Genomic DNA, 12,728 nt, shown 5'->3' on the forward strand with positions numbered 1-12,728 from the left:
AAAACCACATCTGAAAACACCTTAAAAGCACGTCATAGGGCGTTTAAGGCTACGTCCACGGTCTCAGATGTATTGAAACTTGAAGGACCTAGTGGGGCTAGGAATCTCTAAAAGCCAAAGACTTTACAAACTCAACGGTCGGCCGCATTGGTTTCTGCGGTCAGCACCGTCCCAGGGCGAGTTCCAAATGCTTTCCGATAAGCAATGGAAAATCTCCCCAGATGTGAGAACCCGGCTTCATAAGCGATATTTCGAACCAGCTTATCCTTTGGCGCACTATGCAGCAGATAATGAGCATAATTCAATCGAGCGCTCTGAAGAAACTGCATTGGAGTGCAGCTCATTCGTTCTCTGAAAGCAGTTTGTATTGTTCGTACACTGCATCCTGCGTCTTGCGCAATTTGAGAAATGGACATCTCTTCTGAAAGGTTATCGATCATAAATCGCGTGGCTCGCTTAACCAGCGGGTTAGGTGAACCATTCCCCATGAGTCTCAACAAGGGGCTGATGGAGCTTTCATGCGCCAAGAGTAAGCCAGTAATCAGTTCCTCTTCCATCAATGTCTGACGGCGAGACTTGGTCCCATTGAAGGCTAAATTCCTCTCAGCTATCTGGAAAGAAGTGAGTAATTTTTGGCTCCATACCTTTTTAGCTGAACTGGTCAGGGGCATCCTTGCCCGGAACAGGACAGGCTGGGGCAAATGACAGCCCAGCATTCTTTCGGCCGCCGTATGCAAGGCATTTCTGTGGATATGGAGGAGCAATTGTTCACAACCCTCCCGCCAAATCATTCTGACTTTTCTTACCGGGTTTAGTACGACGGCAGTCTGCGGTGCCGACACTACCCGTTCTTGCCCACTAAATATTTCGGCGCGTCCTTCCCAAGGAAGCTGAACCTGATAATAGTGGATGAGTTCGCCTGGTTCGATTTCGACCGCACTTCCGTAGCTGAGGTAATTCAGCGAAAGGCGCTCGCCCGGTGCATGGTTGTATCGAGCGACAAACGGATATCTCCCCCCTTGAATCTGTAAATCGTGGGATCCGAACTTTTGACCGACGGCATGCCGTGCAACATTGACATTTGACGAGCGAAACATTCGGTAAGACTTTAACGGTTCGGGTATGGCAGAGAGTTGGTTCATGCTAGCCGAACATCCTTGCAACTGAATCCGTAGAAATAAGAGCTATATGGCTGCCTCCGGGCTTTTTCCTGCGCTATTTGGACAAGGATTCTCAACCTTCGCAGTACTCTGGATAACACGAATCTGAGGAGGAAATATTCATGGAACAGACATCCGGGATCACCAAAGTAGGTGCAGGACTTGAGGACGTTGAGTGGAATGTATTGGGTCAGATTTATGTCCCAAAAGTTTACTGCGACAACCTTTTCATGTGGGAGGCGACTTTGCCCAGCGGTGCTTTCGTACCGCCGCATATTCACCCGACCCAAGACGAATTCATTATGGTTCTGGAAGGTGAGTTTCAGGTCGATTTTGGATTTGAAGAAGGCAACGTAAAGCCCAACGTTGCCAAACCGGGCGACACTGTGCGTATGCCTATGGGTGTGGCTCATGGCGTTTACAACCGTTCGGACAAGCCGGCCAAGTGCATTTTTGCGGTTTCTCCAACACGCAAGCTATATGATCTATTTGTTGCACTTGATGGCCTAACTGACCTAGACGAATTCAAGCGCTTGGGTGAACTCCACGAGAATTCTTTTCTTGAAGTAGAGCCTAACCCGTAAGACCAATGAACATCTCTATTGCCTATTTGAACCGCCCGGTTTTCGGGCGGTTCTGAAGCGGATTTTTCTTGGTTTCTCAAACTTCTTTCCGGAAAACTTCCTATTTCTGGAGCGCGAAATACTTCAGGTTCTAGCGAAACTGGAAGAATGATCCGAAATTCAGAAATATTCTTTTCTTCACGGACAAAACCGGGGGAACTCAATAGCGGCTTGGTTAAGACAGACTTGTCTCCACCTGCCAGCCTCTTCACGCAATCCATGTACCGCAGCCAAGCACCTAAGTCATCTGACCGTGATTGCGCGGCCCTACAGGTAGCCTCGGACATATTGAATAGATGCAGCAATACCTTGGGCATGAATACTGACTTTTTTGCGTGCCTATCCGACATAAACCTCTCCAGAATCCGGAAGCTCGTAAGTTTCCGGATCAAAATTTTTTCATTTAGGTTTTAAGATTTAATTATAGCTATATGATATTTGTATTGCAACCGAAAGGTCGGAGACGGGAAAAGCAAAAATAGGTCGCCGAGTTGTCCACAATGGAACCAAACACCCGATCCGAACGGTCTTACAAGCTCGCAAGCAACCCGATTGCAAGCGTCAACCGCTTCACAATTAACTCTGCAAAGTGGCTAACTAAATGTCGTAGCCGATTGGTAGTAATCCCAGGAAATCGAGGATTGCGTCAACTTGACCGTTTATCGTCCGAATACTCGAAATGGTTCCGCGCTCGGTTGAGCATTCAGCCTTGAGAAGCTCCGGCTTGACTGATTTTGTGGTCGTCTCAACTATGACAGGATGCTTACACAATAGACCATCGCCACCCCAGTATTGAATGCCGGACGCTGATGCATCGATAATAATGTCGGCCGCTTTTATGCAGTCTGTACCCACACGAAATCTAGTGGCCAGAATCTGTTTAGACCACTTGGAAACGAAGGTCTCGGCCTTCTCGACACAGCAGCCCGAGACCGAAATCTAAGCCGCACCCGCCCGTGCTACAGCATGTGCAACCGCGGCACCGGCACTTCCACATCCGAAGATATGAACCTTGCTGTTTTTTAAAGCTACCCCGGACTTCCAGAGCTCGCGAACTAACGCTTTGCCATCAATCACGTCGGCAACCCAGGCACCGTCAGCTTCTACCCGCACAATTGTAGCCGCCCCCACAAATTTTGCAGCGTCGGAAATACTGTCGACATACTCCAATACCGCAGCGTCATGCGGTTCTGTTAGTACGAGACCTGCCAAATTGTGCAATTTTCGAAATCCCTCGAGCACACTGCTCAAACCGTCAGAACGTACATCCGCTGGAATGAAGATCGTGTTATAACCAAGCTTTGCAGTCCGGTTGCTTAGCAAGGCCGCGTAGTCATTCTCGGAGGCGGGATTGCCGACCACCGGTACAATTAGCGTCTCACTTGAAACAATTGTTTGCGCCCATTCTGTATCCATTGCATCCCCAATGACTAGTAAGGTCATTGCTCTCTATTGGCTATGAGCCTTGAGCCTAGCGTCATAGGGGCGAGCAAGAACTTGCGATGCCAAAACGATGCCGTGGTACTCACTTTTTTTGGAGCGGTTGCCAAGGTTGGCCAAATGTGAGCAGGCGAAGTACCGCTCCCTGCGTCACGGCCTGCTGTAATCCAGCGCGAGTAGTATTCAGCACGATTTTCTGACTTCCATCGCGCGCTCAACGCTCCTGCCAGCGGGTTATCCGATCTCGATCTGACCGTCAGAAAAATCAAAGCTGAGTGAAATACGCCCTTCGTTCACGCGCCAAGTCTGAAAGCAGGGTTCTCGCAAACCTGCTTTACAGAATGGCTCATCAGCCCATTTATCGCGCGCTTCATCGAGGGAAAGGCCGCGCAGGATAGTCATACCTTCGCCGAAAGGCGCGCCATCGGTGTCAAGCAACGGACCGGAAAGAAACAGGTATCCGCTTTTTTCCAGCGCGATCAGAAAGTCGAAATGCTCTTCAAGCAATCCCATCATTTCATCGCGATCAGTTGCGGGCGACATGCGAACGCAGACGAAATCCGTGGATTTCATCTGCGCCGCCAGCGCCTTGGCTCTGTCAGAGGGACGGGCCACACCTATGCTCCGGACACCAGTTTCTTGTTATGCGCATTCCACGTGCCGATTTCGTCGTCGGACAACCCCAGAGATTTCAAAACCTCTTCCCCTTGTTCATTCAGATCAGGGGGCGGGTTCAGATTCTGATCCCCACGGCTTCCGTCAAAATAGACAGGTCGCCGAGTACCGGTGTAGCTGCCGTGTTCGGGGTGGGTTATTGTGACGAAGGTATCCAGATGCTTAACTTGGGGATCTTCGTAAACCTCAGGCAGTGTGTTCACCGGAGCATGCGGGACGTCGTTTTCCTCAAGCCTTTGCATCCAATAGGTCGAGGCTTTCGTAGCTGCGGTGGCGCGAAACTCTTGCGCTAACTCAAGGTAATTGTCGATCCGCTTGACCCGATCATCAAAGCGCGGGTCAGTGCCAAGGTCTTCGCGCTCAAAGGAGACCTGCATCGCCTTCCAGAATTTCTCCTGGCTGGACATGTGGATGGCAATCATCTTGTTGTCTGCGCAGCGAACTGCATAGGATTGCGATGCCTTGACCCTCATAAGGGGGCCAGGTTCAATCCCCAAAAGTGAGGCGTTCAGGAATGGGTCCGGCATGAAAGCAATCGAGCTGTCGAGCATATTGACTTCAACGCGCCGGGCAACGCCGGTACGTTCGCGTTCCAACAGCGCGCCCTGAATACCGTAACAGGCGAAGATTCCCGTCAGATTGTCAGACAGCGTCGGTCCGGTAATCTGGGCATCATCGCCCAGAAATAGGCTCGACATACCACTGAGAGCTTGCGCGACAGTGTCATAGGCGGGGCGTTTCTTGTAGGGGCCATCCGGTCCGAACCCGGTAATCGAACATTGGATAAGGCGCGGGTTCAGCGCCTTAAGTACATCCGAAGATAGCCCCAACCGATCCATGACGCCCGGTCGGAAGTTTTCGATCAGAACATCCGCCTCTCTGACCAGCTTCTTGTAGATATCAAGACCCTGGTCGTCCCGCAGATCGAGCGCCACCGACTTCTTGTTTCGGTTGTAGGCGCAGAAATAGGGGCTGTAGGTTCCGCCCCGAAAGGTGCGGAACAGGTCGCCCCCTTTGGGGGTCTCGACCTTTGTAATCTCGGCCCCCAAATCGCCCAGCATCTGCCCGGCGAGAGGGCCAGTGATCATGGTTGTGGATTCAAGAATCTTGATTCCATCCAAAGGTCCGGCCATCGCTTAGCTCGCTTTCTCGATGGCTGATGTCGGAAGATCAATCCGACCTTTTTTATCGTAGCCCGCCAGTGCATTGGCCACAAGTTCCTTGGATTTGCCAAAGTTGTATTCGCGGTAAAGGTGCGACTTCACGATGAATGGCGCCCCGGCATAGAACTTTTCATAGCTGGTATGACGCGATGCAAACTCGGACCCAATACAATCCCATGCGAGTTTCATGAACTTGACCCGCTCGTCTGCCGGCATGTTCGGAGACTGGATGTACTTCTGAATCACATTGTTCATGTCAGGGTTGTCAAAGTCTTGAACGCTGGACGGCAGCTGGATAAACCCACCCCCTGCAAGCTCTCGGATAATGTCCAGGAATTGCGGGTACATACGTGACTGCTGCGTCATCGCGGCATAGGTGATCTGCTTGTCTGGAATGTACACGCCATTCCGGTTCGGGGCCGCCTTTGCAATCTGTGCATCAAGAAGCCCCTCATAGGTCGCCGCATGCAGAGCAAGATCGGCGATCAATCCCTGCACAGGGGGCAACTTGTCGACGCCGTTCATCTCTGCGATTTTCTGCGCCAAACCAACCATAAAACGCAGTTTGGTCACAAAACGAGTTTGCGCCTGGTTGTTCCCCATGACATGCGCCGGGCCTTCAAACCACTGCGCGCGCGCCACATCGGTGTCTTTGTAGACAAAGACATTTTCCCAGGGCACGAATACATCATCGTACACAAGCAAGCTGTCGGTTTCGTCAAATCGGCTGGCCATCGGATAGTCGAACATCGAATTCGCTCCATCGGCATAAGACCGGCGCGAAAAGATTTTGACCCCTTTCGACCATACCGGGATGGAGACCGAAATCGCATAGTTCTCGTCACCGGGCCGCATCGGCGTGATTGTCGAAAGCTGCACAAAGTCCGAGTAGACAGTCCCGGTGCCCAGCATTTGCGCGCCACGGATGACGATGCCGTCTTCGCGCTCCTCCACAACTCCGGCGTACAGGTCACTCGGCTCTTGCTGATGTGCAGGTTTTGAGCGATCGATCTGGGGCGGAACAATCGTGTAGGTGATATACGCGTCGTTGTCGCGCAGGAATTCATAGTGGGCGACGCAATTGTCCGCCAGATCCTGCCGACCGTTCTTTGCCAGAACCTCTGGCTCGGAAGCGAAACCGACGAAGAATGTCGCCACATGCTCGGGTGAACGACCAAAGTAGCCAAAGGATTCTTCTGACAGACGCTCTAGTGCGCCTCGTCGTGCCTTCAGATCCTCAACCGAGTAGGGAATTTGCCAGATGCGGCTGACAGGATTACCGCTCGTGGGTGATTTATAGGTCATCAGGTCGGCATTGGCCGGATCGCTGGCGATGTCGAACATGCGCGCGATGGTTTTTGCGCCCTCGGCAAAGGCCGGGTGCGTTGTCACGTCGTCGACCAATTCTCCATTGTAATACACCTGCCGACCATCGTTTTTGATGCCAGCTAGAAATTCAGCGCCGGTGCGCATTTTTCCAGTGAACCGTCCGTCGTTATTGAAGGAAGTCATGTCAGTTCTCCTTAGAATTTATGAAACTCGCCGAATTCTGCGGCACGGTGCGCCGGTTCCCATTCGTCGATCCGTGCGTCGATCACCGTGCAGACATCGGCATCGCGTGCGCGTTCCAGCGCGGCCTTGAGTTCGGCTGGCGTTTCAGCCCTCAGACCCTGTGCACCATAAGCTTCGGCCATCTTGACGAAATCCGTTTCGCCGTAATGCGATCCGATGTAACGACCGTCATATGTGTTCTTCTGGAAGATGCGCAGCGCGCCGTAGCTGACATCGTTGTAGATCACGACCGTGATGTTCAGCTTCATGCGCACGGCTGTTTCCAAATCCTGCGCGTTCATACCAAAATCGCCGTCACCGATCGGAACCACAACCTGACGATCAGGTCGCGCCATCTTGGCACCCAGACCAGCCGCGAAGGCATAGCAAAGCGTTCCGGATCCTGCCGGCCACAGATACTGGTCGGGCTTTCGTACAGTCAGGAAGTTTGCGAAATGCGTGTGGTATCCCGAGCCAATGGCATAGATGGCGTCTTCGTCAAAAACCTCTTCAATTGCCTTGGTTATGTATTGGGATTTGATCGGGCTCGCGTCCAGATCGGTGTCATAGTAAAGCGCGCGCTCTCGATCCTTGAGAACTGCGATACGTGCCCGCGTGGCACTGTCATCCCTATTGTGTCCAGCTGCTTGGTAGGTGGCCAGAACGTCCCTCAGGAACTCACCAGAACACGCGTGAACACCCAGTTCCACGGCGTATTGCTTGCCAAGTTCCTGCGGGTCGGTTTCAACTTGAATGACCTTAGTTTCCTCAGGGATAAGCTGCCAGTTGATCGTGTTAACGTTTAGGAAGCCGGTGCCAAGACCGAGGATAACGTCAGCTTGTGCGGTAATTTCATTAGCGGTTTGTCGACCGAAGTGTCCCACGAGACCAGCACAGAGCGGGTGATCTTCGGAGAGGGCGCCGCGGCCCGTTTCCGTTGTCACAACCGGAACGCCGGTTGTTTCGGCAAAGGTTACAAGCTCGTCGAACGCTCTGGCCCACATGACACCGCGTCCAGCGATAATAACGGGTGATTTTGCGCTTGCGAGTAGTTCAACTGCGCGATCCACCGCTGGCTGCGAGGGGCGCACCGCGTTCTCGACCATCCCCATATGCGTCGCGCCTTTCAGCGAAAGATCAGCGCTGCTGACATTGACCGGCTGGTTGAACAGATCCTTGGGCAGATCGATGTGAACGGGGCCAGGCATCCCAGATTTGGCGGCCTGCAATGCGCTGCGCAGCAGGCGTCGGCTGTCTTTTGCCTCGACCAGTTGGTCGTTCCATTTCGTGATCTTCGAGAAAACGCCCTCGACATCAAACTCGTGCCAGATGTTCCGACGCAAACGGTAGCGGTCCATGTTGGCGGACAGAATTAGAAGTGGCACCCAGTCCTTGTGGGCGGACCAGGTTCCGAGAACGGAATAGGCAACGCTTGGCCCGACATGGAAAAGGCAACAGGCCACTTCGCCAGTGATCCGACTGTAGGCGTCAGCCATTGAGGTCGCACTCATTTCACCGCGTGCGGTGACATAGGTGATCTCATCCTGACGGGCGTGCAATGCATCCAGCAACGGCAGTACGGTGTCACCGGTAATGCCAAATACGTATTTGATGCCTTCCCGGATCAAACCATCCACGATGGCTTGGGCTGCCGTCATCTCATCAATCTGATTTTTCAATTTGCTCTCCCGGGACACTAGTTTGATGGGTACACACGTATATAACCTATATAATATCGCTATGTCAAATAGGTAATTATTGTGCCAATCAAATCAACAACAGGCTGATTTGGGGGAATGCAATGAGTACTCCGATCACTATCAACATGATCAGGGCAAAAGGAAACGCGCCCTCAAAGACGCTTCGCAATGTGATTCTGGGATCTGCCATGGAGCTCTTGACAACAAAGCAAGTCAGGCCGACCGGGGGCGTTAGCAACCCGACCTCCACAGCGACCACCGTCACAATGCCGAACCAGATCACATCCCCGCCCAATGCCTGCACAAGCGGAAGGGCAAGCGGGACGACAATTAACATTATCGAAACCGAATCCAGAATCATCCCCAGCGCGACCAACAGAGCCACATAAATCAGTGTGAAGGCGATCAGAGTTAGATCGGCATTTTCTATGAAGCTTGTCAGATGCTGGGGTATCCCTGAAAGCGCGATGAAGCGGGAAAACAGATTTGCCGCCAGGATCAGGAAAAGTACGGTTACAGTGACATGTCCGGTTTCCCGAACTACTTTCCAGAATTTCACTACATTCATTTTACGCTGCGCAATTGCGATTACCAGCGCGCCGAGCGCACCAATGGCCCCGGATTCCGTCGGCGTGAAGAACCCAGCGTAAATACCTCCGATCACCAGAATCATCAGCCCGATGATTGGGGCAACCTTGTATAATGAGCTATGCAGATTATCGCTTTCCTCACTGTCGTCATGATCGGGGTCGCCAAGAAAAGCCGGCCAAAACTTAGCAATCACCAACAATCCGACGCAAAAACTGAGCGCCAGCAGAATCCCTGGCAAGATAGCCGCAATGAACAGCTTGCCGACGGACGCCTCTGCCAGAAAACCAAATACGATTAGCAGGATACTGGGCGGAATCAGCATGCCCAAAACCGAACTGCCCGCAACGACGCCCACAGCAAAGCGCGGCGTATATCCGTGACGCATCAATTCTGGGGCGGCAATTTTAGAAAACACGGCGGCCGATGCGATTGATGATCCGGTGATTGCGGCAAAAACTGCATTGGCCCCGATCGTCGCGATCCCAAGACCAGCGGTCAGTCTTTTAGTCAAATGCCGTACGACGTCGAAGGTGTTCTTGCCGATATCGCTTTCGCTGACGATAAGTCCCATCATCACGAAGAGAGGAACAACCGCAAAGTAGTAGCTGGCGAGGTATTCACTGCTCGCCAGAACCAACGCTCGGATTCCCAGCACGGGGGTGCCTTTCATCAGCCATATTCCGATGATCGAAACCAGAATGAGCGTTGTTGAGATCGGGGCTCCGAAAATCACAAAGAAAACCAGAGATCCAATCATCAATATTCCGATGCCGTTGCGCGAAAGTTCGATAGCGCTTGGCGCCACCAGTATCATGACTACTGCCAGGACAATAAAGCATAACGCTAGCCATCCCTTAGGCTGCCCTAGGGCATCAGATGAAAAGGCCGTCAGAGCCGAACGAACGGTAAGCGTCAGACAGGCGACGCAGGATATTGCTGCACCAAGAACGATCACAAACTTGAAAGGCCAAATCTGAAACGTGAAATCACCCGGAACGCCGGAAATTTCGCCGTCCTGATACGCTGTCAGTGCGCCATCTGTGACGCCATCTGCGATGAGATAACAAACAAGTGCAGTCAGCAAAAAATAGATGGCGTCAAGCAGGAACCCTGCAAACGGTTTGTTGAGCTTCAACGGATCAATAATCAGTTCGGCCCGCGCAACGCGACCTTGACCTAGGCTTCGGGGCAACTGCAGAAAGAAAGCGCTTACAATGAAATACCCGATCAGTTCATTTGCCGCGCGAATGGGAAAGTCGAAAAGACTGCGGGCGAACACGTCAGCACAAATGAGTATCATCAGCGCCAAAATAGTTAGCATCCCAAGGGTGCTAAAACCCAATGTGATACTATCATAAACGCGTTGCAACGCGGCAGGGAGCCTTCGAGGCTGCAGGGTATTTGTCAAAGCTTCGGTCATGAAACTGTTTCCGCTGGCGACTGGAAAAAAATGGGCGCAGGGATGCGCCCATAGTTTAGGGAGTAGCCAAATCTTGAGCTAACTCCCTTCGGGGAGATATGGTTAGCGCAAGGCTTCACGTTCACTCAGGCCGTGGACATAGGCATCCATGAGCGCCTGACCCGGCAGCCCTTCTGCTTCGACCCGAGCAACCCATTCGCCCGAAACATCAGGTAACGCATTAATCCATTTCTGACGTTCTTCCTCGGGGAGGGTTGAAATCGTTGCCCCATTTGCTTCCATGACTTCCATGGCTTTGGCTTCAGCCGCGAGGAACCGCTCAACCACCGCGCTGGAGTAATCCCGACCCAGACCGCGGAACACTTCCTGCGATTCAGCGTCCAGTCCAGACCATGTATCTAGGTTCATCGCCAAGCCACCTGACGCGGGAATACCCAGGTCAACGATGGTGACATACGGGGCCACCTCATACAGTTTGAAGGCCATCATCAGACTGGGCGTGATGACCGCGCCATCGGCCACACCGGTCTGAATGTTGTTGTAGTAGGCCGGAACACCACCATTGACTGCCACTGCGCCAGTTCCAGTCAGCCAAGTTGATGCGGCCCCGCCGGTCATGAGTTTCATTCCCTCAAGATCAGAGAATGAGTTCACTGGTTGAGTAGTGATAATCTGATAGCTGTCAGCGACGCTCTGACCGAGATATACAGTGTTCTGGGACGTCCAGGCACCGTTCATTTCAGGAAATTGTTCATGCAATTCATGCATGACTTCTGAAACGGCCTTCACGTCTGTGGTCAAGAAAGGTGTGTAATAGGCAATATTCTGAAGCGGCATCTTCGCCGGTTCAAACAGGGTTCCAACCCAACCTATATCCGCCAACCCTGTTTCGACCCCTTCCAAAGTATTCTTAAAATTGTAAAGCGCACCAGCATAAGCCTCAGTCCACTCGACCTTATGCCCCAAGGATTGCAGTTGCTCCACCGAACGCGGGACGACAACCTCTTTTATCGCACCGACTTCTGGTGATACCGGTGGATGGCTGGCACCTGCAGTCAGGTACAGTTGGTCGGCATTGCCCGCAACAGTTGTCAAAGATAGACAGCCAGCTGCCAATAGAATTATTCCATTCAAGTTCATGATATCCTCCCGTAAAAAAACGGCCAGTTTCTGTTCGCCTGCTGTCCGATCTGAGGACAACTCTTCCTAGGCCATCCCGGAAAAGTCTGCTGGACATGTGTTCCGGGCCACCTGAACATTTCGGATGGTTGGCGGAGTGTTTCGGCTTCGGCCCACAAATCTGGGAACACCTGCTGTCAAAACCCCTCCGATAGCTACAATGTCGCCATGCTTCATTGCGTCGAGCGCCGTATTTTGCGTGCCGCCCAGTGGCGCATCCAGCAGAACGATATCGGCTTCGCGGCCCGGTGCGATATACCCGCTGTTTAGGCCATAGACATCAGCCACATGGCCGGTAGCCGCCGCGATCAGATCCTCGGGTGGAATCTCCGACAGTGACGCGATGTTGACCATCGTGTACATCATTCCAAGCGGCATGATCCCGGACCCGGTCGGCGTGTCGGTCGCAATCAGAAAGCGATCCCATACATTCCGCGTCTTGGCGACATTGGCGCACAGCAAAGTTGTCCGCAGATTTCCGGCCGTGCAGACCTGCATTGCGATATCGCTTTCCGCTGCGATCCTGTCGAAGTCCCGGTCTGGCATGGCAACCGGGCCGCCGTTGATGTGAAAAGACACATGCGGGTTCATTTCTAGTATGTGATCGCCAGTTATGGCCGAGGAACCGGGGATCGACGCGCCGCCCGTATGTGCTGTGGTAATCATTCCCGCTTCTCGCGAAGCACGAACCAGCGGCGCGTAGTCAAATGGGGTTTCAAAGGCCCCAAATCCGGCCTTTGCCAGCCAGACACCTTTTTCGGCGATCTCTTTCAGATCTTCCGGCGTCACGCCCGGCTCCAGGATGACAGAACCTGCGTGAACCCGCATGCCGCCCGGACGATATTCGGCAAAACAGCGTTGCGCAGCAACGGCCAGCGCCTTGACCCCTTCGGGATCCTTGGGGCGGCCGGGTGTATGAACTTCGGAGGCACTGATCGAGGTAGTGGTCCCGCCGTGAAGATAGCTTTCCAGATACCCAACGGTTCGTTGACGCGGCGTGTAGTCGCCAAACGTTATGTGGACATGGCTGTCGATAAAACCGGGTACGGCGGTCGCACCTGCGGCATCGATCACAACGTCGCAGGCTGAAGTATCTTCATCGCTAAGTGTTCCGACCTTCTTAATCAGCCCGTCCGACATCAAAATCGAATCTGCATCAACGAATGGGTCGCGCGAAGAGCCGGAGACAATTGTGCCCAAGTTCACGATGGCAGACTTCATTGCTG

Annotated in this window: 10 protein-coding genes; 1 reads left to right on the forward strand and 9 read right to left on the reverse strand. The window is 52.9% G+C overall.

The window, feature by feature from the left end; all coding sequences use genetic code 11:
• Positions 1-131: 131 nt before the first annotated feature.
• On the reverse strand, positions 132-1,142 hold the full coding sequence (locus GOX63_RS19015; RefSeq protein ID WP_170328223.1) for a helix-turn-helix domain-containing protein: 1,011 nt from the start codon (positions 1,140-1,142) through the stop codon (positions 132-134).
• Between the two features lie 140 nt (positions 1,143-1,282).
• Between GOX63_RS19015 and GOX63_RS19020 the strand changes: the two genes are divergently transcribed.
• Complete coding sequence (locus GOX63_RS19020; protein ID WP_170328222.1) at positions 1,283-1,744, forward strand: cupin domain-containing protein; 462 nt, start codon at positions 1,283-1,285, stop codon at positions 1,742-1,744.
• Positions 1,745-2,722: 978 nt separating this feature from the next.
• Here the strand turns inward: GOX63_RS19020 and GOX63_RS19025 are convergent.
• The 8 genes from GOX63_RS19025 to GOX63_RS19060 form a co-directional block, all read right to left on the reverse strand.
• Entirely contained in the window at positions 2,723-3,199 is a 477-nt protein-coding gene (locus tag GOX63_RS19025) for a hypothetical protein (protein WP_170328221.1), read from the reverse strand.
• Between the two features lie 258 nt (positions 3,200-3,457).
• Positions 3,458-3,838 carry a YciI family protein gene (locus tag GOX63_RS19030; protein ID WP_170328220.1) on the reverse strand — a complete coding sequence of 127 codons (381 nt, stop codon included), beginning with the start codon at positions 3,836-3,838 and terminating at the stop codon, positions 3,458-3,460.
• 2 nt (positions 3,839-3,840) lie between these two features.
• The gene (locus GOX63_RS19035) at positions 3,841-5,031 is read right to left on the reverse strand and encodes a CaiB/BaiF CoA transferase family protein (protein ID WP_170328219.1); all 1,191 of its coding nucleotides are present in this window, start codon (positions 5,029-5,031) and stop codon (positions 3,841-3,843) included.
• A gap of 3 nt (positions 5,032-5,034) precedes the next feature.
• Positions 5,035-6,573 (reverse strand): 4-hydroxyphenylacetate 3-hydroxylase family protein, encoded by a 1,539-nt coding sequence (locus GOX63_RS19040; protein WP_170328218.1) that lies wholly within the window; start codon positions 6,571-6,573, stop codon positions 5,035-5,037.
• A gap of 11 nt (positions 6,574-6,584) precedes the next feature.
• Entirely contained in the window at positions 6,585-8,291 is a 1,707-nt protein-coding gene (locus tag GOX63_RS19045) for a thiamine pyrophosphate-binding protein (protein WP_170328217.1), read from the reverse strand.
• Between the two features lie 88 nt (positions 8,292-8,379).
• Complete coding sequence (locus GOX63_RS19050) at positions 8,380-10,323, reverse strand: TRAP transporter large permease (protein ID WP_170328216.1); 1,944 nt, start codon at positions 10,321-10,323, stop codon at positions 8,380-8,382.
• Between the two features lie 102 nt (positions 10,324-10,425).
• Positions 10,426-11,463, reverse strand: coding sequence for a C4-dicarboxylate TRAP transporter substrate-binding protein (locus tag GOX63_RS19055; RefSeq protein WP_170328215.1), 1,038 nt, complete (start codon positions 11,461-11,463; stop codon positions 10,426-10,428).
• A 66-nt stretch (positions 11,464-11,529) separates the two neighbouring features.
• Positions 11,530-12,723 carry an amidohydrolase family protein gene (locus GOX63_RS19060; protein ID WP_170328214.1) on the reverse strand — a complete coding sequence of 398 codons (1,194 nt, stop codon included), beginning with the start codon at positions 12,721-12,723 and terminating at the stop codon, positions 11,530-11,532.
• Positions 12,724-12,728 lie beyond the last annotated feature (5 nt).

The sequence above is a fragment of the Ruegeria arenilitoris genome (assembly GCF_013031355.1).
Lineage (GTDB): Bacteria > Pseudomonadota > Alphaproteobacteria > Rhodobacterales > Rhodobacteraceae > Ruegeria > Ruegeria arenilitoris_C.